Genomic DNA, 20,512 nt, shown 5'->3' on the forward strand with positions numbered 1-20,512 from the left:
CCCGTCGCGGTAATAAAAATACCGGGACGCAGGCCCTCAGGCCGGTCGGTTTGACACGAACGTCTCTTCGGAACCTCCGACCGACCCTCGCTCCAGCCGCTCGCGAACGAACTCGGTAACCGCCGGGACCGCGCTCGCGTACAGGTCAGCGTACGCCAGTTCCGCCTGGCTCCGTCGCGCCGAGCCGTACCCCTGCTCGATCCGGTCGGCGACGTAGCCGACTATTTCCAGCCCGGGCCGGACGAGCCGCGTCGCAAGCGGGTCGTCGCGGTCGACGACCTCGCCCACCGTCGCTCGCGCCCGTTCCGCGGCCGACCGCACAGACGACTCCGTGGGGTACTCCCGGTGTTCGCCGTCGCGGATCTCGTCGACGGCCCGCCGGTACGCCTCGCACTCGGCCAGCGCGATGCCGGCCTCGACCACGGCGGTGGCGTACTCGCCGGCGTCGGTTGCGCGCTCGACGTCCTCAGCCGTCGACCCAACCCCGAGCTCGGCCACGGCGACCAGCTCCTGTGCGACCGTGTCGCTCAGGTCCTCGTCGGCGAACGGCTCCTCGCCGCCGGTGCGCTCGCGGACGGTCGAACGGGTCCGACTCACCGACCCCCGCAGTCCCTCGGCGGCCGCGACCAGCGACGCCCACCGCGGCGCCGTCCCGTCGCGGCCCCCGCGCTCGTCGAGGTACGCCTCGCGGAGCCCCTCGGCGTCGGCCGCGGCCGCACTCGCGCGCTCGACGCCGCTCACCGCCTCGCCGGCCCGGAAGGGATCGGCGACCGGATCGGCGGGGTACGTCACGCGCGGTCGGACGTGCCGCGCGCACTCCGCGAGCAGCGACTCGACGGGCTCGTACGCCAGCACCGCCGCCGTCGGCGACTCGGCTCGGTACTCCAGATCCCCCGCGAGCGACGCGCGATCCTCGCGCACCGCGCGTCGCCGGGCGGCGAGTTCCGACCCGTCGTCGGTCCCGGTGGCCGCGCGGTACGCGGCCCGGACCTCCGCGGCGTCCTCCCGGCGCCGGCGCCACGCGGAGAGGGCGTCGACCGGCCAGCCGTCGGCCGTCTCGGCCTCCACGCGCCGCATCGCGTGCTCGCGGTCGTCGCCGATCGCCGTCGCGACCGCCGCGTTGGGGAGTTCCGGCTCGACCGGCACGTCGTCGAGCAGCCCGCGGGCCCGCGCCTCGTGGGCGTCCGCGAGCGACGCGGGAACTGTCACGGGGAACGGCGACGCCGGCCAGTCGATCGATCCGACGGCGTCGGCGGAGAGCGACACGGGCGCCTCTTGACGCTCCTCGTCGCCGGTGAACGGGAGTCCGGAGCAGCCGGCGAGCGCCGCCGTGCCGGCCGCCGCCGCCCCCGCAAGGAACTGGCGGCGTGAATCCCATGCGCGATCCGAACCCGACCCGCGGGTCACGCCTCATCACCGTCGGTTCCGGACGAGGCCGACGCGTTGAACACGGCCGGCGGCTCCCCGTGTCGACAGGAGCTTCCCATGCCGCGTCCGCTTCCGTTTGAGTGATCGGCCGCAACGGGGATCCGGATCGCGAACCCGACGGTGTGGGTCGCCTCCGGGTCGCACTCGACGTCCGCCGGACGGTACGCCCGACAGAAGTCGGCGCGCGGGTGGAGGTCGCCCTCCGCGAGGTCGTCCCGCTCGACGGACACCGACTCCAGCCGGACGTCCCGGCAGGCTCCCACGGGCATCGAGAGGAGATACACCGACTCGGCGTCGAAGTCCGTCTCGGCGCAGAACGACCGGAGGCGCTCGCCCGCCGACGTCTCGGCGAAGCTGACCGCTGCGAGGTCGTCCTCGGAGACCAACACGCGATAGGCGTGCCGCCGCTGTAGCGCCCGCTCCTCGGCGGAGACCGACGGCGTCTCGTCGTCCTCGGTAACCGGCGCGTCGTCGTCCTCGATGACCAGCGCGCCGCCGTCCTCGTCGCGCGTCTTCTCGAGTTCGTAGTCTTCGATCCGCCGCTCGTTCCGGACCGGATAGCTGTTCGATGCGGTCTCGCTGCCGGCGCAGCCAGCCAGGGCGGTGATCCCTGACGCGGCCGCGAGGAGGGCTCGCCGGCGGGGAACGTCTGCCATCGTCGACAGTTCGCCCGAAAGCGTGAAACGCTTTGTGGGACTCCCGGAGAGTCCCGTCGTCGCCGCGTTCGGGCATGAACGCCCCCGCACGGCCGAACCCGGGAGTTTTTAACGTGGGCGAGAGTACGCCGATGTACCACACTCCCGCGGGACACGGTGAGTCGCGACGACTCGGCCGTAGCGGGGCCTTCAACGACGCGCGGTACGACGGTGCGCCGACGGCTCCTTGCGGGGTTTCAGTGACCGGCGCCGACCACGGCGTCAGACACGAACACACCATGGAAATCGAAATTGCGACACTCGGCGGTTACGAAGAGGTCGGTCGACAGATGACGGCGGTCCGAGCGGGCGAGGACATCGTCATCTTCGACATGGGCCTGAACCTCAGTAAGGTCCTCATCCACGACAACGTGGAGACCGAAAGCATGCACAGCCTCGACCTGATCGACATGGGCGCCATCCCGGACGACCGGGTCATGAGCGAACTGGAGGGCGACGTTCAGGCGATCGTCCCCACCCACGGTCACCTCGACCACATTGCGGGGATCCCGAAGCTCGCCCACCGCTACGACGCGCCGATCGTCTCCGCGCCGTACACGATCGAGCTGGTCCGCCAGCAGATCGAAGACGAGGGGAAGTTCCAGGTCGACAACGACCTCGTGAAGATGAAGCCGGGCGCCTCGATGGCGATCGGCGACTCCGAGCAGGTCGAGATGGAGTTCGTCAACGTCACGCACTCCATCATCGACGCGATCAACCCGGTCCTCCACACGCCCGAGGGCGCGATCGTCTACGGCCTTGACAAGCGACTGGACCACGACCCCGTCATCGGCGACCCGATCGACATGGAGCGGTTCCGCGAGATCGGCCGCCAAGACGAGGGCGTCCTCGCGTACATCGAGGACTGTACGAACGCCGGCCGGAAGGGCCGCACGCCCTCCGAGTCGTACGCGAAAAAGCACGTCGAGGACACGCTCAAATCGATGGAGGACTACACGGGCGGCATCATCGCCACCACGTTCTCCTCCCACATCGCCCGCGTGAAGACCCTCGTCGAGTACGCTCGCGAGATCGGCCGCCAGCCGGTCCTGCTCGGTCGCTCGATGGAGAAGTACTCCGGCACGGCCGAGCGGCTCGACTTCGTCGACTTCCAGGGCGACGTCGGCATGTACGGACACCGGAAGTCCGTCGACCGCGCGTTCAAGCGGATCATGAAGGAGGGGAAGGGGAACTTCCTCCCCATCGTGACGGGCCACCAGGGCGAGCCGCGCGCGATGCTCACCCGCATGGGCCGCGGCGAGACGCCGTACGAAATCGACGACGGCGACAAGGTCGTCTTCAGCGCGAGCGTCATCCCGGAGCCCACCAACGAGGGGCAGCGCTACCAGAGCGAACAGCTGCTCCGGATGCAGGGCGCGCGCCTCTACGACGACATCCACGTCTCCGGCCACCTCCGCGAGGAGGGCCACTACGAGATGCTTCAGGCGCTCCAGCCGCAGCACCTCATCCCCGGCCACCAGACGCTGGAGGGGCGCTCGCCGTACGTGAACCTCGCGACGTCGCAGGGGTACAAGCTCGGACGTGACATCCACGTCACGCAGAACGGGAGCGTCATCCAGCTCGCCGAATGACGAGCGAGACGAAGGAGGCGCGGGTGTTGGAAGCCATCCGCGAGCGGCGTGACCTCGTCAACGCCGCTATCGACGAGGAGCTGCCGGTCCAAGAGCCCGAGCGGCTGTACGAGGCGACCCGGTACATCCTCGAGGCGGGCGGGAAGCGGCTCCGCCCCACGGTGACGACGCTGGCCGCGGAGGCGGTCACCGGCACCGAGCCGATGGGCGCCGACTTCCGCGCGTTCCCGTCGCTCGACGGCGACGAGGTCGACGTGATGCGGGCCGCGGTCGCCATCGAGGTGATCCAGTCGTTCACGCTGATCCACGACGACATCATGGACGAGGACGACCTGCGTCGGGGCGTCCCCGCGGTCCACGAGGCGTACGACGTCTCGACGGCGATCCTCGCGGGCGACACGCTCTACTCGAAGGCGTTCGAGTTCATGACCGAGACGGGCGCGGATCCGCAACACGGGCTCGAAGCGATGCGGATGCTCGCGTCGACCTGCACCGAGATCTGCGAGGGGCAGGCGCTCGACGTCGCCTTCGAGAGCCGCGACGACATCCTCCCCGAGGAGTACCTGGAGATGGTCGAGCTGAAGACCGCCGTCCTCTACGGCGCGTCCGCGGCGACGCCCGCGCTCCTGCTCGGCGCCGACGAGGACGTCGTCGACGCCTTATACCAGTACGGGATCGACTCCGGGCGCGCGTTCCAGATCCAAGATGACGTACTCGACCTGACTGTTCCCTCCGAGGATCTCGGCAAGCAGCGCGGCTCCGACCTCGTGGAGGGGAAAGAGACACTCATCACCCTCCACGCCCGCCAGCAGGGAGTCGACGTCGACGGCCTCGTCGACGCCGACACGCCCGCCGAGGTGACCGAGGCGGCCATCGACGACGCGGTCGCGGCGTTAGAAGAGGTCGGCTCCATCGAATACGCCCGCGACACCGCCGAAGACCTCACCGAGCGCTCGAAGGAACACCTCGAGCTCCTCCCCGAGAGCGGCTCCCGGAGCCTGCTCGAAGACCTCGCGGACTACCTCATCGTCCGCGGCTACTGAGAGCGAACGAACACCGCTTTACCCCCGGCGCGCGTTCGGTCGACCGTGTCACGGTATCGAGACGTCGCGCTGTTTTTCGCGCTCGCCCTGCTGTGGGGCGGATCCTTCGTCGCCATCGAGGTCGGCCTCGACTACTACCCGCCGGTGTTGTACGCCGCCTATCGGTTCGACGTGGCCGCGCTGGCGCTGATCTCGTACGTGTTGCTCACGCAGGATAGCCCGTTCCCGCGGACCCGCGGCGACCTCGCCGCGATCGGGTTCAGCGGCGGGCTCTCGGTGGCCGCGAACAACTCCCTGCTGTTCGTCGGCCAGCAGTACACGACGAGCGGCATCGCCTCCATCACCTACAGCCTCGTCCCGATCGCGACCGCGGCGGTCGCGGCCGTCTGGGTCGGCGGGTCGGACCTCGACGCGCGCGGCGCGGTCGGCGTCGTTCTCGCGTTCCTCGGCGTGGGCCTCGTCGCGCAGCCGGACCCCGCGAACCTCGGCGGGGGCGTCGCGGTCGGCGTCGGCCTGATCGCGATCGGCGTCATCGCCGTCGCGGTCGGCAGCGTCGGCCTCCGGACCGTGGAGACATCGTTCTCCAGCGTGGCGCTCACCGGATGGGCGATGGGGTTCGGCGCACTCGCCATCCACACGCTCAGCCTCGGTATCGGCGAGAGCCAGCGGCTCCCGGCCGCCGCCCCGCGCGCGCTCGTCGCGCTGGCGTTCCTCGGACTGCTCTCGTCGGCGGTTGCGTACACCATCTACTTCACGCTGCTCGACCGGCTCGGCCCCTTCGAGATCAACCTCGTCTCGTACGTCGTGCCGATCGTGGCGACCGTCGCGGGCGCCCTGCTGCTCGCCGAGCCGGTCACACCGTTCACCGTCGCTGGCTTCGCGGTCATCGTCCTCGGGTTCGGACTGTTGAAACGGCACGAGATCGCCGACGCAGCCGCCGAGATTCGGTTCCCGGGCTAAAAAAGCGGGTTCCGGCCGGCTACGCGGTCGCGTTCCCGGACGGGTCGGTCTCGTTTCCCGACGGCTCTGGCGGCGGCGCCGTCGCGCCCGGCGGAACCGCGCTACCCGGCGGGACCGCGCCGCCCGGACCGGTCGCCGGGCCGAACGACACGTCGGGGGTCTCGCCCGTCACGAGGAAGTCCGCGACGTTGCCGATCAGGACGCCGTTGTCGGCGCGCCCGGCGTTCTCCGGTTCGAGGAAGCTGGAGTCGCCCACCACCGCGAGCGAGTTGCTTCTGACCGCGACGCCGTAGGCGCCGGCCTCGCGGGTCGTCGACAGCCGCGACGTCTCCGCGGTCGCGAGCGCCGCCGGTCCGTCGGCCGTGCCCACGGGCGCGGCGCCGCGGAGGACGACCTCCTCGACGCCCTCCGTCAGCGTCCCCGGCCCGGTCGGCTCGACGAGCACGCTGAGGTAGTTCGCGTCGTTGTTCTCCATGTCGTACACGTAGCCCGCCTCGCCGTAGACGCCGAACGGCGAGCCGAACTCGGTGAGCGCGCCTGCGCCGCCCGGGTCGCTCGCGACGAGCGTCCGGCCGCCGGCGTCGACGAAAGTCTCGACCGCGTCGGCGTCGGGCCCCGACAGCGCGCCGGGGCTGGTGGTGACGAACGCGTCCGCGTCCGAGAGGAGCGACGGAAGGGGCTCACGACTCGCGGGCCCGGCGTAGAAGCGGACCTCGTGGCCGTTCTCGACGAGCGCGGCGGTGAGCGGCGCGACGCCACGCTGAACGCCGCCGAGCGAGCCAATGTCCGCTTCCGCGGGCCGGTCTCCGCCCTCGATCGGCAGGATAGAGGTCCCACCGCCGAGCCCGGTACCGCCGCCACCGAGGTGGATAACGACCGTGTTCGACGGCTCGGTGCTCTCCATCTCGACATCGCCGCCCTCGCTGACGGTCTCGGGCTCGACCGCGTCCGCCTGCCAGTGGTCGTCCGCGACCGCCTCCGTCTCGGGTGGCGCGCCGTCGAGAACGACTCCGCCGACGGCGGCGACGCCGACGATCGCGAGGAAGACCAGCGCGAACGCGCCGACCGTCGTTCGCAGGTCGACGCTCATTCGCCCTCACCTCCGTTCGCCGCGGCTGAATCCTCGTCGTTCGTCGTCCCCGCGGCCTCGTCGCCGTCCGCCGGCAGCCGCCCGGTGTAGCTCGTCATGACGACGTCGTCGCCGACGGTCTCGTCCCACGCCGCCGGCGCGACCGCGAGGATGAGCCCGTCGCCGAATTCGTCGTCCGACCCCTCGGCAACGACGACCGTCCCGTTGTCGCGCTCCAGAAGCGAGAGCCCGCCGGGGATGCGGCTCTCCGTGCGTCGGGTGTCGACCGCGTAGTCGTCGATCCCCGCCTCCGCGGCGGCGTCGGCGACCGCGCCGTCGACGAAGCCGAACTCGTCCGCGAAGCCGTTCTCGACCGCCTCGGTGCCGAGGTACGCGTCGGCGTGGGCGATCGCCTCGCGGTCCATCTCGATCTCGTCGCCGCGCTGTTCGATCACGTTCGCGATGAAGAGGTTCGCGAGCGTCTGTCGGCGCTCGCGCTGGGTGTCCGGGTCGCTGCCGGCCTTGTCCGGGCCGGTCGTCCCCGCGTTCGGACCGCTCGGGGCCGGCGCGGTGCCGGCGACGCCGACGCTGCCGACGGCCTGCGCGGAGGGCGCGACGTAGATCCGGTCGGCGGGCGCGATCGCCAGGTAGGCGCCGGACGCGCCCAGCGTGTCGACGGCCGCGTACACCGGCATCACCGACGCGGTGCGGTCGACGGCCGCGTACATTCGCTCGCTCTGCGCGGGCAGGCCGCCCCCGCTGTCGACCTCCAGGACGACCGCCTCGATCGACTCGTTCGTCCGGGCGTCCCGGAGGTTGTCCTCGACGTGTTGGGCCGTCGCCGAGTCGATCGTCCCGTCGATCTCGATCACGGCGACCGTCCCGTCGGGTCCCGTCACGGCGCCGTACACGCCGGGCGCGACGAGCAGCCCCGCGGCCACCGCGAGGATCGCCGCGACCCCGACCGCGTGTCGGGTCTCGATCCGGTCGAGGGGCGACCCGGACGCGTCGTCCGGAGACGTCCGTGGGGCGTTCGGCGTCGACCGCTCTGCGACAGGCGTCGAAGCCGCCGCCGGCTCCGCGTCGTCCGTCGGTTCGTCGGGTGTCCTCGAAGGCGAGTCCTCGGAACTCATCGGCTCGTCCTCGTTCGATACCGCTGTCGTGGCGTATGGTCTCTCGTCGTCATCGTGGGTTCGCTCGCGCGTCGGTCACAAGTCGATACGGCTGCGGCGCTCTCGGGGTCGGCGCCGTCGATCGCGAGAGCGACGGCGTCGCTCACGCGTCGGCCACCTCGATCGGGTCGCCGACGGTCCCGTCGAACAGCGAGGCGTGGGCGGCGAAGAGGTCGCCGTCGGCCGCGCCGTCGACGATCACGGTCCGCCCGTGTCGGGTGACGCTCGCGTCCGAAAGCGAGGTCTCGCCCTCGCGGGCGGCCTGCGCGACCGCCTCGGCGGTCTCCCTGTCGAGGCGTCGAGGGTCCGCGACCGCGCCGTACCGCAGCGCGACGGTCGGCTCACCCGGGTCCGCGTCTCCGGTGGCGGATTCCCGGTCGGTCACGCGGAGTGACGCCCCGACCGCGCCCGAGGCGTCGACCGCGGTTCGAAGCTCGTCGGGCGCGTCGTCGAGCAGGTCGTGGAGGTGCTCGCGGGCGTCGGGCCCGAGGTCGACGCACACCGTCGCGTCGCCCCCGAGCAGCGAGGGGAGAGGGCCGTAGCTCGCGCTCGTGCCCGCTCGCCGCCGCGCTCCGCCGTCGGCGCCCCCACCGATTCCGGCGTCGCGGTGCGCCGCGGCGACGGCAGCGGTCGGCCCGTACGCGGCCACGAGTTCGTCCGAGGCCACGCCGACAGCCGAGCCGAGGCTCCGCGCCCGGAACCGCGTGAATCCGGAGCCGTCGTCAGCCTCGCGAGCCACCTCGGGGTCGGCGTCGAGTTCGGCGGCCAGCGCGGCCGCGTCGACGTCGCCGACCGCGACGGCGCACCCCTCCGGCCCGTCCGCGGTGAGCGCGGCGCCGCCGGTCGCCTGCCGCATCGCGGCGAGCGACACGCTCTCGTATCGGTCGAGTAGTCGCCGGAGTCGGCTCCCGACCCCGCTCGGCAGGCCGGTCGCCGTCAGGACCGCGGGGTCGACCCGGCCGGTCACGACGGTGTCGACGCCGTTCGACGCGGCCGCGGCCGGGTCGTACGTCCCGGCGGCGACCGCCGATTGCGGTCCGTCCGATCTCGCGCCGTCGCGGCCGCTCGTCGCGTCGTCGTCCGTCGGGTCGCCGCCGCTCGCTCCGGCGCCGGTCGCGGCCGGTTCGACCGCGAGGGTCGCGTCGGGCGGCGGTTCGGCGGTCAAGGCTTCGATCGGTCCGCCGACTCCCAGCCCGGTCGCCGCGAGCGCCGCTAGGCGCTTCGCGAACGTTCGCTTGGAGGGCATCGTTTCACCTGTCTCATGACAAGTAATAATACTACCGGGTGGCGGCCGTCGGTGGCTTCCGCTCGCCGTTGGTCAGTTCGCTCACGGACGAACGGTCCGCCTTCAGTCGTCGAGCGCGCGGATGTCCTCGAGTATCTCGACGGCGTGGTCCTCGGGGGAGACGCCCTCGTAGGCCAAGACGACGGTCCCCGCGTCGTCAAGGACGTACGTGTTCCGGAACACGCCATCGAAGGTGTTCCCGAACATCTGCTTTTCGCCGTAGGAGTCGTACGCGCTCGCGACCTCGCCGTCGGGGTCCGAGAGGAGGGTGAAGGGGAGGTCGTACTCCGCGGCGAATGGTTCGAGGTCCTCGACGGGGTCGTCGCTGATCCCGACGACGGCGACGTCGGCGTCCTCGAACGCGTCCCACTCGTCGCGGAAGCTACACGCCTCGGCGGTACAGCCGGGCGTGTCGGCGCGGGGATAGAAGTACACGACGGTGTGACTGGCCGCGGCCGGGTCGACGTCGACCGTCTCGCCGCGGTGGTCGGTGAGCGTGATCTCGGGTGCGGAGTCGCCCGGTTCGAGCATACGGACTCACTCTTCTCAAACGGGTTAGGGGATTCGGTCCCTTTTTACGGGGCTCTCGCATCCTACCGGTATCGATGGCGTGGCAACCGACGCCGTACACGGCTCCGTTGCTGGTCGCGGCCGTCGCGTCCTTCGCGTTCGCCGCGTACGCGTTCGGGAACCGCTCGCGCGGCGGCCACGCCCTCCTGCGGAGCTTCGTCGGCGTGGCGGGCACCGCCGGCGTCTGGTCGCTGGCGTACGCGGCCCAGCTGTCGGCGGCGTCGCTCGATCTCACGCTGTTTTTCAACCGCTTCGTCTGGCTCGGCTCCGCCGGGCTGGCGGTGGCCTGGCCCGCCTTCGTCCTCTCATACGTCGACCGGACCGCGTGGCTCGACCGCCGCCGCTTCGCGCTCTTCTGGGTGGTCCCCGTCGCGGTCGCGGGTGCCGTCTGGACGGTCGGCGTCGACCCGCTGTTCTACGCCGATCCGGTCCTCGTCGACGCCGGCGGCTTCCGGGTGCTGGAGTACGCGCCGACGCCCGCGCTGCTCGGGTTCGTCGGCTACTCCTACGCGGTCAACCTGTTCACCTACGCCGTCCTCGGCTACGCCGCGGTCTCCCGCGACGGCGTGTTCCGCCGGCAGGCCGCCGCCCTCTTCGTCGCCGGCGTCGTGCCGCTGGCGCTCGGCGCGGCCGGCATCGCCGGGCTCATCGGACCGGAGAGCGGGGTAGTCGATTTCACGCCGATCGCCTTCAGCGGGACCTCGGCGCTGCTCGCGTGGGTCGTGTTCCGGTACCGGCTGCTCGACGTCTCGCCGATCGCCCGCGACGCGGTGTTCGCGAACCTCTCCGACGGGGTCGTCGTCTGCGACGCCGACGGCCGGGTGGTCGACAACAACGACCCGGCCACGGCGCTGTTCCCGGACGCGGAGCTCGGCGTCCACGCCGACGAGGCGTTCGCGGACGTCCCGGCGGTCGCCGACGCGGTGGCGGAGGCGGCGACCGACGATGAGTTCCGCGTGACGGTCGACGGCGACGGCGCGCCGCGGTTCCTGACGGTCGACGTCCACGACATCACCGGGCCGGGGACAGCCCGCGGCGGGACGGTCCTGCTGTTCCGCGACGTCACCGAGCGGGAGACGCTTCAGCGGCGCTACCGCGCGCTCATCGAGAAGTCGCCGAACGTGATCGCGGTCTGCGGCGAGGACGGCCTGCTCCGGTACGTGAGCCCGTCGATAGAGCGGCTGATCGGTCACAAGGCGAACGAGGTCGAGGGGCGCCCGGTCATCGACCTAGTCCATCCCGAGGACCGACGCGAGGCACAGCAGGCCTTCGAGCGCGCCTTCGACAGCGCCGAACCGCAGTCGCTCACGCACCGGATCGCGTGCGCCGACGGCAGTTGGCGCCGGTTCGAGACGGTGATCGAGCGGCTGTTCGCCGACACGCGCGAGGTCGTCATCACCGCCACCGACGTCACGGACGCCCGGCGGTACGAACAGCGGCTTCAGGTGTTGAACCGGGTGCTCCGACACGACCTGAAAAACGACACCAACGTCATCGGCGGGTACGCCGACCTGCTCCGCGACCACGTCGACGAGGAGGGCGACCCCTACCTCGACATCATCGACCGGAAGGTGCGGACGCTGACCCACCTCAGCGACCAGGCCCGCGAGATCGACGTCGCGCTCCACAGCGACGCGAGCCGGACCGAGATCGACCTGACCCCGCTCGTCGGCCGGCTCTGCGAGTCGCTGGAGTCGTCGTTCCCCCACGCGACGGTGACGGTGACCGCTCCCGAGTCGGCCGTCGTCGCCGCGGACGAACTGCTCGAGTCGGCGATCCGGAACGTGTTGGAGAACGCCGTCGTCCACAACGACGGCGACGACCCGCACGTCGAAGCGACGGTCGTCGCCGACGGCGACCGGTTCCGGATCGACGTGGTCGACGACGGACCGGGGATCCCGCCGGTCGAGCGGACGGTGTTCTCGGAGGCGCGGGAGACGGCGCTCGAACACGCGAGCGGGCTCGGCCTCTGGCTCGTCCACTGGATCGTCACGGAGTCCGGCGGCGACCTCGAGATCGGCACCCGCGAGCCGACCGGGACGGTGGTGCGAATGTGGCTCCCGCGGGCGGCCGGCGAAAGCGGATAGGTCGGATTAAACGTGGACGCGAACGACGTGTCCGCCGCAGCCGCACTGCTCGACGTACTCCCAGTCGACGTCGCCGCCGAGTTCTGCCTCGAGCGCGTCGACGAGGTACGCCTCGGGGTGGCCGTGGTCGCCGTGGGTGACGAGGTTGACGTGGTTGCCCGCGGCCGTGTGCTCGACGGCTTCGATCGCCTGCCGGACGAGCAGGTCGCGGTCGTCGGCGTGTTCGGGGCCTTCGAGGTTTGCGGACCACGAGTTCTCGTGGACGTGGTCGGTCACCGGGTCCGCGCCGTGGTCGTGATCGTGGTCCGAGGGTGTACTCGACATACTCGATCGGACGCGGTCCGGCCCCGTACGTCTTCGAGCGAACATGTTCGCGCGGATGTCCGGCGCACGAACGATCCTCCCGAACCGATTCGGGAGGAACTATACCACCGCGGGACGCCACGAGCGATCTATGAGCCCCGACCCGTTCGACGACGCGGACGAGCGGCTGGACGCCCGCGAGATAGACGGCGAACCGTTCGGCGACATCATGGCCGCGCTCGACGGCCTCGACGACGGGGAGTCGCTGTGTCTGGTGAACAGCTTCGAGCCGGTCCCGCTGTACGACGTGTTAGCGGAGCACGGGTTCGCCCACGAGACGGCGAACCCGGCCGACGACGAGTGGTACGTCGAGATCACCAACACCTGAAGGGGAGACGATCGACCGCCCTCCCGAGAGCGATCGACCGCCCTCCGCAACCTCTTTGCGCGCGGTGGCCGAACCCGGATCCATGAGTTACGGACCTCTGGACGAGGACGCGGTCGAGAGCTACCGCGAGGCCGGCGCGGTACTGGTCGAGGCGGTGAACGAGGCCCGCGAGATGGTCGAACCGGGCCGGACCCACCTCGAGGTCGCCGAGTGGACGGAGGACTTCGTCCGCGAGCAGGGAGCCGGCCTCGCCTTCCCGGTCAACATCAGCGTCGACCCGGAGGCGTCGCACGCGACGCCCGGCCGCGACGACGACACCGAGTTCGGCGAGGAGATGGTGTGCCTCGACGTCGGCGTCCACGTCGACGGCTACATCGCGGACGCCGCGGTGACGGTCGATCACACCGGCACCCCCGAACTCGTCGAAGCCGCCGAGATGGCGCTCGAAGCCGCGCTCGACGAGGCCGGCCCGGGCGTCGAGGTCGGCGTCGTCGGGCAGGCGATCGAGGACGTAATCCGCGGATACGGCTACACGCCGGTCCTCAACCTCTCCGGGCACGGCGTCGAGCGGTACGACGCCCACACCGGGCCGACGGTGCCGAACCGCGGCGTCGACCGCTCCGTCGAACTGGAGCCGGGCCAGGCGGTCGCCATTGAGCCGTTCGCCACCGACGGCCGCGGGAAGGTCGGCGAGGGGACCGTCGAGGAGATCTTCGAGCAGCAGGGATCCGCGAGCGTGCGCGACCGGCGGGCGCGGCAGGCGCTCGAGGAGATCGAGGCGTTCGACGACCTCCCGTTCGCGGCGCGGTGGCTGGAGACGGACCGCGCCGAGATGGCGCTCCGCCGCCTCAAGCAGGCGAACGCGATCAAGGGGTACCCCGTCCTGAAGGAGGACGACGACGCCCTCGTGAGCCAGGCGGAGCACACCCTCTTGGTCACCGGGGACGGCGTCGAGGTGACGACCGAGGGCATCCACGGCTTCGACGACTGATGGACCAGATCTTCGCGCCGTGGCGGATCGAGTGGGTGGAGCGCGACGCCGACCCCATCGACGGCTGCCCGTTTTGCGTCCTGCCCGAGCGCGAGGACGCCCGCGAGGCGCGCGTCGTCGCCCGGAGCGAGCACAACTACGTCCTCCTGAACAACGCGCCGTACAACCCCGGCCACGCGATGATCATCCCGGACGCACACGTCGAGGACCCGACCGACCTCGACGACGCGACTCTCCTCGATCATGCGAGGCTGAAGGCGGCGACGCTCGACGCGCTCCGCCGAGATATGAACCCCGACGGCGTCAACACCGGCCAGAACCTCGGCGGCGACGCCGCCGGCGGGTCGATCGACCACCTCCACACGCACGTCGTCCCGCGGTGGAGCGGCGACACGAACTTCATGCCCGTCACCGGCGACACGAAGGTGATCGTGGAAGCAATCGAGCGCACCTACGAGCACCTCCACGCGGGATTCGCGGCCGACGAGCACGTCGTCGATTCGGGCGACGTCGACGCGGGCGATGCCGTCGAACTCGACTTCGACGTCTGAAGCGGCGGCATCCATTATTTATAAACAAACGGTGCGGTGGCGCGTGCCGACGAGCGGCTGAAGGCCGCGAGTCGCACGCGCGAGGGAGTCGCGAACGCCCGCAGGGCGTGAGCGACGAGGCTGGGGAGGCGTGAGGCTGCGGTCCCGCGAGCGACCGGAGGGAGCGAGCGGGAGTACGGAAGACGCAGCGCCGAGCGAAGCGAGGCGACCGTCTTCCAGTGGTGCTGGGCGGGGCGGGACTCAAAGGGGCAGTCGCGAGGGCGAAGGCGGCCGCAGCAAGCACCGCAGCGAACGAAGTGAGCGAGGAGCGCAGCAAGGCCCCCGAGTCCTCGCGACTGGGGCTTTGGCGGTGTTCTCCGCCGATCCGTAGGCGGTTATTTATAACTGAACGATCGTGGCTCTGGGGGTATTCGCCGCAGCGTCGTCGATCACCTATCTCAGATCGCGGGATCCGACTCGGCTCCCGTCACCCCTCGGCATTTATTAGTACACCAGTTCGCCCGAGATGAACTTCCGGGTGCGCTCATTTTCGGGGTCCTCGAAGATCGCCTCCGTCGGCCCCATCTCCGTGATCCCGTCGTCGAGCAGCACCGCGACGCGGTCGGCGACCCGCTCGGCCTGATGCATGTCGTGGGTCGCGACGACGACGCCGATCCCCCGCGATTTCGCCTCGCCGATCGCCTCCTCGATGACGGCGGTGTTCCGCGGGTCGAGGTCGGAGGTCGGCTCGTCGAGCAGCAGCGCGTCGGGGTCGTACGCCAGCGCGCGGGCGAAGGAGACGCGCTGGGCCTCGCCGCCCGACAGCGACTCGGCGGGCTGGTCGACCTTGTCGGCGAGCCCCACGACCTCCAGGGACTCGTCGACCGCGTCGGCGTCGCCGCTCGGGCGGAACATCGAGGCGATCCGGTCGCTCCACGAGCGCCGGACGCGGAGCCCGTACTCGACGTTGCGCGCGACCGTCCCGTCGAAGAGGCTCGCCTCCTGGAACACCATCCCGACGCGGCGGCGCAGCGCGAGGCGCTCGGCCTCGTCGACCGCCCACGCGTCGGTCCCGCCGAGCGTCACGCTTCCCTCGTCCGGCTCCGCGGAGAGCGCGAGCGTCCGGAGGAGCGTCGTCTTGCCGACGCCGGAGGGGCCGATGACCGCGACGACCTCGCCGGCGTCGACCTCGATCGAGAGGTCGCGGAAGACGGTCTCGTCGCCGTACGACCGCGACACATTTCTCGCGCGGAGCATCAGTCTGTCACCCCCCCGACGCGTCATCCCGCCACCCCCCGATCGCCGAAGCGGACGACGACCGCGTTGACGGTCAACACGAGCGCGACCAGCACGGCGCCGAGCACCAATGCGGTCTCGTACTGGCCCTGCCGCGCCTCGAGCTGGATCGCGGTGGTCAGCGTGCGCGTCTTCGAGATGCCGTCCGCGCTCGTGATGTTCCCGCCGACGATGAGGACGGAACCGACCTCGCTCACCGCGCGGCCGAACCCGGCCAGCACCGCGGTCGCGATCCCGTACCGGGCCTCCTTGATCACGACCAGCGCCACGTCGACGCGCGTCCCGCCGAGGACGCGGGCCGCGTCGCGGACCCCGTCGTCGACGCCGCTCACGGCCGCGAGGCTGATCGCCGTGATCGGCGGCGTCGCGAGGACGAACTGCGACAGGATCATCGCCTCGCGGGTGAAGATCAGTTCGAGGGAGCCGAGCGGCCCCTGGTTGGAGACCGCGAACAGCACGACCAGCCCGACGACCACGCTCGGGAACCCCATCCCGGTGTTGACGACCGACTTCACGAACCCCTTGCCCGGGAACTCCGCGAGGCCGATCACGACGGCCGCCGGCACGCTGACGAGCGTGCTCAGCGCCACCGCGGTGAGGCTCACGTACAGCGAGACGGCGATGACGCTCCCGACGTACCCGTCCCTGAACGAGACGTCGAGCAACCCCGGGACCAGCCGAGCGGTCGGCTCGAACAGCGCCGGAACCAGCTGGACGGTCGGCTCGATCGGCACGGTTACGCGTTCGAGTCGTCGCTCTCGTTACTCCAACCCTCCGGAACGTACTGCTGGAAGTCGGGATTCTCGGTGACGGCCCGCGGGAAGAACAGCTGCTCGCCGTTCACCCGGTACTCCGAGATGGCGTCCTGAACGGCCGGGCTGGTGATCCAGCCGATGTACGCCATCGCGAGGTCGTAGTTCGCGTCGTCGTGGACCGCGGGGTTGACCGCCATGATCCCGTACGGGTTCGCGAGGATCTCCGGCCCGTCCTCGATCGGACCCTGAACGAGGACCGTGAGATCGACCTCCGAGCGCTGCGAGATGAAGGTGCCGCGGTCCGAGAGCGTGTAGGCGTCCTGCTGGTTCGCGTTGTTGAGCGCCTCGCCCATCCCGGCGCCGATCTCCTGGTACCAGTCGCCGCCGGGTTCGGCCCCCGCCGCTTCCCAGAGGTTCAGCTCCTTGGTGTGCGTGCCGGAGTTGTCCCCGCGGGAGACGAACGGCGCCCCCGCGTCGGCGATCGCCGTGAGCGCCTCGGTCGCCGAGAACGTCCCCTCGATCCCCGCCGGATCGCTCTCCGGGCCGACGATCACGAAGTCGTTGAACATCAGGTCGCGGCGGTTGACCCCGTACCCGTTGCGCAGGAACTCGTCTTCGAGCCCGCGGGCGTGGACCATCACGATGTCCGAGTCGCCGTTGCGCGCGGTCTCTAACGCCGCCCCGGTACCCTGCGCGACGGCGTCGACGGTGACGCTGTACATCTCCTCGAAGTCGGTGTGGATCTCGTCTAAGAGCCCCGTGTCGTACGTGCTCGTCGTCGTCGTGAGCGTCAGCGTCTCGCCGGCGACGCCGGGACCGCTCTCGCTGTCGCCCTCGCTTTTACCGCCGTCTCCGCTTCCCCCGCCGCCTCCGCCCTCACTGCCCCCGACAGCCGAGCAGCCGGCCGTGCTCGCGAGCGTCCCGGCGCCGAGCGCGGCCAGGAGCTCGCGCCGTTGTATCGACATAGATACAACGGTGGGTCGGTGCCACATATAGGTTACGTGCTGTGGGGAACGGCGAGGCGCCTGCGGGGCGAAAACGCCAACACGACCGGGACGCACCTTCCGACCATGGAAGAGCCGACCGAACCCGGGCCGAACGCGGCAGCGGGTCGCGGGCGCGCCGCGCTCATCGAGGACGGCGTCGAGTTCGACGGCCGCGACGCGGCCCTGTTGCGCGCGGTCGACGCGGCGGGGTCGGTCGCGGGCGCGGCCTCGGACCTCGGGCGCTCGCGCGCCCGCGCCCTCTCGCGGATCGAGACCTTGGAGGACGCCTACGGGACGCTCGTCGAGCGCCGACGGGGCGGCGAGGGCGGCGGCGGGAGCCGGCTCGCCGACTCGGGTCGCGACCTCCTTGACCGCTACGACCGGCTCCAGGCCGTCCTCGCGGCGACCGCGGCGGTGCCGGAGACGGTGCTCGACGGCACCGTGACCGCCGTCGACGGCGAGCTCGCAGTGGTCGACACCGCGGTCGGAGAGATATCCGGACTCCACGGCGGGAGCGGTGCGGGCGGCGGCGGGAGCCGCGGAGACAGTGAAATAGCCATCGGCGACGCGGTTCAGGTCCGAATCGGCGCCGACGCCGTCACCGTCAACGACGCGGCCGACGCGGTCGACCCGGACGCGACGAGCGCGCGGAACCGCCTCGACGGGCGAGTCTCCGCTGTCGACCCCGGCGAGACGGTGTCGACGCTCCGAATCGCGATCGGGGCGGCGGACGAGGGAGCGGCAGGTGTCTCCGACACCGAAGTCGCCGCGCTGATCACCGCGGAGAGCATCGAGCGGCTCGGCCTCGCTCCCGGCGACCCGGTCTCGATCCGGTGGAAGGCGACCGCGACGCGGCTGGTGCCGCAGACGGATCGGCGCTGACTTCGCCGGCTCGCCTCGGACCGGTGTCCCGTGACAATCGCTCCCGCGCAAGCGAACGGTTTTTGCGTCGACCGACGGGAGAGAGGGTATGAACGAGGACACCCCCCGCACGGACGGCGGGACCGAGCGCGCGGACGAGCCGACCGAGGACGTCGCGCTCGACCCGTGGGGGTCGGCGTCGGTTGGCGACTACGCGGATCTCTTCGCGGAGTTCGGCATCGAGGCGTTCGACGAGGTCGACGACGACGTGCCGGACCCGCACTACCTGATGCGCCGGGGCGTCATCTTCGGCCATCGAGAGTACGACGCGGTCGCCGAGGCGATGGCGAACGACGAGCCGTTCGCGGCGCTGTCGGGGTTCATGCCCACCGGCGACCCGCACATCGGCCACAAGCTCGTGTTCGACGAAATAATCTGGCACCAACGGCAGGGCGGCGACGCGTTCGGGCTGATCGCCGACCTGGAGGCCCACTCCGCCAGGGGGATGTCGTGGGACGAAATCGACGAGCACGCGCGCAACTACCTCCTCTCGCTGCTCGCGCTCGGCTTCGACGCCGAGGAGGGGGAGCTGTACCGCCAGTCTGACAACCGGGCGGTGCAGGACCTCGGCTTCGAGCTCGGCTCGAAGGCGAACTTCTCGGAGTTCGAGGCGATCTACGGCTTCGACGGCGAGACGAACATCTCGCACATGCAGAGTGTGATCACCCAGACCGCGGACATCCTCTACCCGCAGCTCGTCGACGAGCCGAAGCCCACCGTCATCCCGGTCGGCCCCGACCAGGACCCCCACGTCCGGCTCACCCGCGATCTGGCGACCCGGGTGCGCTACTTCAAGGTGACCGAGGCGTTCGCCTCTTTCGAGCTCGACGACGACGAGCGGCAGCTGGTCCGGGCCGCCTACGACGCGCTCGCGGCCGGGAGCGCAGAGGACGGTGATGCCGCCGACGTCGACGACACCGACGTGCGCTGCGAGGACGCCGCCGAGTGGCTCGCCGACTACGAGCCGCCCGAGAGCGACCGCGAGAGCGTCGACCTCGCGGCCGCGAAGTCGAGCGCGCTCGACAAGCTCGAAGCCGGCGGAAAGGAGCCGCTCCGTCCGCGCGTGCGCTTCTTCGACCGCAACGCGACCGACGAGGCGTTCGAGGCCCTCATCGAGGCGGTCGACGGCGAGAAGCGCGTGTTCGAGGGCCACGTCGACGCGTTCGAGCTCACCCGCGACGAGGCCGAGTCGGTCGCCCGCGAGGTCGAGATCGACCACGACGGGTTCGGCTTTCGGCAGCCCTCCTCGATCTACCACCGGTTCATGACCGGGCTCACCGGCGGGAAGATGTCCTCCTCTATCCCCGCGAGCCACATCTCGCTGCTGGACGACCCCGAGGACGGCTACGACAAGGTGAAGGCGGCGACCACGGGCGGCCGCGACACCGCCGAGGAGCAGCGCGAACTCGGGGGCGAGGCCGACGAGTGTCCCGTCTACGAGCTGTACGCATACCTGCTCGCGGGCGACGACGACGAGCTCACGAAGACCGTCTACTCCGAATGCGTCAACGGCGAGCGCCTCTGTGGCGGCTGTAAGGAGCAGGCGGCCGAGCTCATGCGCGAGTTCCTCGAAGACCACCAAGAGAAGCGCGAGGAGGCCGAAGAACTTCTCGACGACCTCGACATCGACCTCGACTCCGACCGGCGCGGCACCGGCGGCGAGCACTGACGGCGGGCGCCGATCGGCGTCGCGAGCCGATTCTCACGCGCTCTTTTGATAGATAGACTGTTGCGGTGGCGCGTGCCTGCGAGGCCGCCCCGCGGCCGAGCAGCACGCGCGAGGGAGTCAGTCGCCGGAGCGAAGCGACGGCGACTGACGAGGCTGGGGAGGTGTGAGGTGCGGTGCTGGGCGGTGCGGGGCGGGACTCGAAGGGGCAGCCGCGAGGACAGCGCAGGCGACGCAAGCACCGGAACGAGGGAGCGAACGTAGTGAGCGACCGAGTGAGGAGCGCAGCGAGCGTGCGCTGTCCTCGCGGCTGGGGCTTCGGCGGTGTTCGTCGCCGGTCCGCCAGCAACTATTTATAAGTAACAGCGACCGACTTACAGCTCGTTTTTTACGTACACGCCCAGCAGGCCGCCGAGCGCGCTCAGTACCACGGAGTAGGCGACGCCGGCGATCACGATGATCGCCCCGAAAATGAACACGCCGCCGGCCGCGATCCCGGCCTCAATCGGGAAGCCGAAGAACCCGAAGAAGGGGAATAAAAGCAGTACGAGCAGCAGCAGCCCGACGATCGGGATCGACGCGATCGCGCCGGAGAGCGCGCCGACCCGCCCCGTCGTCGCCATTTAAATATCCGGCGACCGCGCCGCCGAGGAGCGGTGAGATACCGGTAAACGAGAGGAGGGCCGACGCGATAGCGCCGACCACCGCGTTGAGGAGGGTGTTCTCGGTGTCCATGCGGGGTTAGACTCCCGGTGGCGGCATACGTCTTGCGGAC

At 70.7% G+C, this 20,512-nt stretch carries 19 protein-coding genes and 1 pseudogene; 9 read left to right on the forward strand and 11 right to left on the reverse strand.

The window, feature by feature from the left end; translation table 11 throughout:
- Nucleotides 1-36: 36 nt before the first annotated feature.
- Together ACOZ35_RS08670 and ACOZ35_RS08675 are read right to left on the reverse strand one after the other, a co-directional pair.
- A complete protein-coding gene (locus ACOZ35_RS08670) occupies nt 37-1,407 on the reverse strand; it encodes a hypothetical protein (protein ID WP_424015970.1) in 1,371 nt (456 codons plus the stop codon).
- On the reverse strand, nt 1,404-2,084 hold the full coding sequence (locus tag ACOZ35_RS08675; protein ID WP_424015971.1) for a hypothetical protein: 681 nt from the start codon (nt 2,082-2,084) through the stop codon (nt 1,404-1,406). Before ACOZ35_RS08675 ends, ACOZ35_RS08670 begins: the two co-directional genes overlap by 4 nt.
- Nucleotides 2,085-2,362: 278 nt before the next feature.
- Here ACOZ35_RS08675 and ACOZ35_RS08680 point away from each other — a divergent pair, with 278 nt between their 5' ends.
- Genes ACOZ35_RS08680 through ACOZ35_RS08690 form a run of 3 tightly spaced genes read left to right on the forward strand, consistent with a single transcriptional unit; the run spans nt 2,363 to nt 5,718 of the window.
- Nucleotides 2,363-3,715: an RNase J family beta-CASP ribonuclease gene (locus ACOZ35_RS08680; RefSeq protein ID WP_424016054.1), complete on the forward strand. Its 1,353-nt coding sequence runs from the start codon at nt 2,363-2,365 to the stop codon at nt 3,713-3,715.
- The gene (gene idsA3 / locus ACOZ35_RS08685; protein WP_424015972.1) at nt 3,712-4,758 is read left to right on the forward strand and encodes a geranylfarnesyl diphosphate synthase; all 1,047 of its coding nucleotides are present in this window, start codon (nt 3,712-3,714) and stop codon (nt 4,756-4,758) included. Before ACOZ35_RS08680 ends, idsA3 begins: the two co-directional genes overlap by 4 nt.
- Nucleotides 4,759-4,803: 45 nt before the next feature.
- Nucleotides 4,804-5,718, forward strand: coding sequence for a DMT family transporter (locus ACOZ35_RS08690; protein ID WP_424015973.1), 915 nt, complete (start codon nt 4,804-4,806; stop codon nt 5,716-5,718).
- Nucleotides 5,719-5,737: 19 nt separating this feature from the next.
- Here ACOZ35_RS08690 and ACOZ35_RS08695 read toward each other — a convergent pair whose 3' ends face one another.
- From ACOZ35_RS08695 to ACOZ35_RS08710, 4 genes are all read right to left on the reverse strand, one after another.
- Nucleotides 5,738-6,808 carry a hypothetical protein gene (locus tag ACOZ35_RS08695; protein ID WP_424015974.1) on the reverse strand — a complete coding sequence of 357 codons (1,071 nt, stop codon included), beginning with the start codon at nt 6,806-6,808 and terminating at the stop codon, nt 5,738-5,740.
- Entirely contained in the window at nt 6,805-7,920 is a 1,116-nt protein-coding gene (locus ACOZ35_RS08700) for a S49 family peptidase (RefSeq protein WP_424015975.1), read from the reverse strand. Before ACOZ35_RS08700 ends, ACOZ35_RS08695 begins: the two co-directional genes overlap by 4 nt.
- 142 nt (nt 7,921-8,062) lie before the next feature.
- Complete coding sequence (locus ACOZ35_RS08705; protein WP_424015976.1) at nt 8,063-9,205, reverse strand: hypothetical protein; 1,143 nt, start codon at nt 9,203-9,205, stop codon at nt 8,063-8,065.
- 102 nt (nt 9,206-9,307) lie between these two features.
- Nucleotides 9,308-9,775: a peroxiredoxin gene (locus ACOZ35_RS08710; protein ID WP_424015977.1), complete on the reverse strand. Its 468-nt coding sequence runs from the start codon at nt 9,773-9,775 to the stop codon at nt 9,308-9,310.
- Nucleotides 9,776-9,849: 74 nt separating this feature from the next.
- Between ACOZ35_RS08710 and ACOZ35_RS08715 the strand changes: the two genes are divergently transcribed.
- On the forward strand, nt 9,850-11,901 hold the full coding sequence (locus tag ACOZ35_RS08715; protein ID WP_424015978.1) for a histidine kinase N-terminal 7TM domain-containing protein: 2,052 nt from the start codon (nt 9,850-9,852) through the stop codon (nt 11,899-11,901).
- A 6-nt stretch (nt 11,902-11,907) separates the two neighbouring features.
- Here the strand turns inward: ACOZ35_RS08715 and ACOZ35_RS08720 are convergent, their stop codons facing one another.
- Entirely contained in the window at nt 11,908-12,225 is a 318-nt protein-coding gene (locus tag ACOZ35_RS08720) for a CGCGG family rSAM-modified RiPP protein (protein WP_424015979.1), read from the reverse strand.
- 130 nt (nt 12,226-12,355) lie between these two features.
- Here ACOZ35_RS08720 and ACOZ35_RS08725 point away from each other — a divergent pair, with 130 nt between their 5' ends.
- The 3 genes from ACOZ35_RS08725 to ACOZ35_RS08735 all read left to right on the forward strand — a co-directional run bounded on the left by ACOZ35_RS08725 (nt 12,356) and on the right by ACOZ35_RS08735 (nt 14,134).
- Nucleotides 12,356-12,592, forward strand: coding sequence for a DUF2249 domain-containing protein (locus ACOZ35_RS08725; protein ID WP_424015980.1), 237 nt, complete (start codon nt 12,356-12,358; stop codon nt 12,590-12,592).
- Nucleotides 12,593-12,674: 82 nt separating this feature from the next.
- Nucleotides 12,675-13,583 (forward strand): type II methionyl aminopeptidase, encoded by a 909-nt coding sequence (gene map / locus ACOZ35_RS08730; protein ID WP_424015981.1) that lies wholly within the window; start codon nt 12,675-12,677, stop codon nt 13,581-13,583.
- The gene (locus tag ACOZ35_RS08735; RefSeq protein ID WP_424015982.1) at nt 13,583-14,134 is read left to right on the forward strand and encodes an HIT family protein; all 552 of its coding nucleotides are present in this window, start codon (nt 13,583-13,585) and stop codon (nt 14,132-14,134) included. Before map ends, ACOZ35_RS08735 begins: the two co-directional genes overlap by 1 nt.
- A gap of 483 nt (nt 14,135-14,617) precedes the next feature.
- On the opposite strand, the gene ACOZ35_RS08740 is transcribed toward ACOZ35_RS08735, so the two are convergent.
- The 3 genes from ACOZ35_RS08740 to ACOZ35_RS08750 are packed head-to-tail and all read right to left on the reverse strand — an operon-like array spanning nt 14,618 to nt 17,129.
- A complete protein-coding gene (locus ACOZ35_RS08740; RefSeq protein ID WP_424015983.1) occupies nt 14,618-15,370 on the reverse strand; it encodes an amino acid ABC transporter ATP-binding protein in 753 nt (250 codons plus the stop codon).
- A 23-nt stretch (nt 15,371-15,393) separates the two neighbouring features.
- Complete coding sequence (locus tag ACOZ35_RS08745; RefSeq protein WP_424015984.1) at nt 15,394-16,143, reverse strand: ABC transporter permease; 750 nt, start codon at nt 16,141-16,143, stop codon at nt 15,394-15,396.
- A 2-nt stretch (nt 16,144-16,145) separates the two neighbouring features.
- On the reverse strand, nt 16,146-17,129 hold the full coding sequence (locus tag ACOZ35_RS08750) for a substrate-binding domain-containing protein (RefSeq protein ID WP_424015985.1): 984 nt from the start codon (nt 17,127-17,129) through the stop codon (nt 16,146-16,148).
- A 105-nt stretch (nt 17,130-17,234) separates the two neighbouring features.
- Between ACOZ35_RS08750 and ACOZ35_RS08755 the strand changes: the two genes are divergently transcribed.
- Both ACOZ35_RS08755 and ACOZ35_RS08760 read left to right on the forward strand, forming a co-directional pair.
- Nucleotides 17,235-18,032: a TOBE domain-containing protein gene (locus ACOZ35_RS08755; RefSeq protein ID WP_424015986.1), complete on the forward strand. Its 798-nt coding sequence runs from the start codon at nt 17,235-17,237 to the stop codon at nt 18,030-18,032.
- Between the two features lie 88 nt (nt 18,033-18,120).
- Nucleotides 18,121-19,740 (forward strand): tryptophan--tRNA ligase, encoded by a 1,620-nt coding sequence (locus ACOZ35_RS08760; RefSeq protein ID WP_424015987.1) that lies wholly within the window; start codon nt 18,121-18,123, stop codon nt 19,738-19,740.
- A 371-nt stretch (nt 19,741-20,111) separates the two neighbouring features.
- Here the strand turns inward: ACOZ35_RS08760 and ACOZ35_RS08765 are convergent.
- A pseudogene (locus tag ACOZ35_RS08765) lies at nt 20,112-20,472 on the reverse strand (DUF5518 domain-containing protein).
- Between the last annotated feature and the right edge of the window lie 40 nt (nt 20,473-20,512).

The organism is Halorubrum xinjiangense (assembly GCF_049604745.1).
GTDB lineage: Archaea > Halobacteriota > Halobacteria > Halobacteriales > Haloferacaceae > Halorubrum > Halorubrum xinjiangense_A.

Excerpts from the sequence above, each read along its gene's own strand:
- ACOZ35_RS08675 (WP_424015971.1), bottom strand. The coding sequence starts at position 2,084 with ATGGCAGACGTTCCCCGCCGGCGAGCCCTCCTCGCGGCCGCGTCAGGG.
- ACOZ35_RS08680 (WP_424016054.1), top strand. The coding sequence starts at position 2,363 with ATGGAAATCGAAATTGCGACACTCGGCGGTTACGAAGAGGTCGGTCGA.
- idsA3 (WP_424015972.1), top strand. The coding sequence starts at position 3,712 with ATGACGAGCGAGACGAAGGAGGCGCGGGTGTTGGAAGCCATCCGCGAG.
- ACOZ35_RS08695 (WP_424015974.1), bottom strand. The coding sequence starts at position 6,808 with ATGAGCGTCGACCTGCGAACGACGGTCGGCGCGTTCGCGCTGGTCTTC.
- ACOZ35_RS08700 (WP_424015975.1), bottom strand. The coding sequence starts at position 7,920 with ATGAGTTCCGAGGACTCGCCTTCGAGGACACCCGACGAACCGACGGAC.
- ACOZ35_RS08705 (WP_424015976.1), bottom strand. The coding sequence starts at position 9,205 with ATGCCCTCCAAGCGAACGTTCGCGAAGCGCCTAGCGGCGCTCGCGGCG.
- ACOZ35_RS08710 (WP_424015977.1), bottom strand. The coding sequence starts at position 9,775 with ATGCTCGAACCGGGCGACTCCGCACCCGAGATCACGCTCACCGACCAC.
- ACOZ35_RS08715 (WP_424015978.1), top strand. The coding sequence starts at position 9,850 with ATGGCGTGGCAACCGACGCCGTACACGGCTCCGTTGCTGGTCGCGGCC.
- ACOZ35_RS08720 (WP_424015979.1), bottom strand. The coding sequence starts at position 12,225 with ATGTCGAGTACACCCTCGGACCACGATCACGACCACGGCGCGGACCCG.
- ACOZ35_RS08725 (WP_424015980.1), top strand. The coding sequence starts at position 12,356 with ATGAGCCCCGACCCGTTCGACGACGCGGACGAGCGGCTGGACGCCCGC.
- map (WP_424015981.1), top strand. The coding sequence starts at position 12,675 with ATGAGTTACGGACCTCTGGACGAGGACGCGGTCGAGAGCTACCGCGAG.
- ACOZ35_RS08735 (WP_424015982.1), top strand. The coding sequence starts at position 13,583 with ATGGACCAGATCTTCGCGCCGTGGCGGATCGAGTGGGTGGAGCGCGAC.
- ACOZ35_RS08740 (WP_424015983.1), bottom strand. The coding sequence starts at position 15,370 with ATGCTCCGCGCGAGAAATGTGTCGCGGTCGTACGGCGACGAGACCGTC.
- ACOZ35_RS08750 (WP_424015985.1), bottom strand. The coding sequence starts at position 17,129 with ATGTCGATACAACGGCGCGAGCTCCTGGCCGCGCTCGGCGCCGGGACG.
- ACOZ35_RS08755 (WP_424015986.1), top strand. The coding sequence starts at position 17,235 with ATGGAAGAGCCGACCGAACCCGGGCCGAACGCGGCAGCGGGTCGCGGG.
- ACOZ35_RS08760 (WP_424015987.1), top strand. The coding sequence starts at position 18,121 with ATGAACGAGGACACCCCCCGCACGGACGGCGGGACCGAGCGCGCGGAC.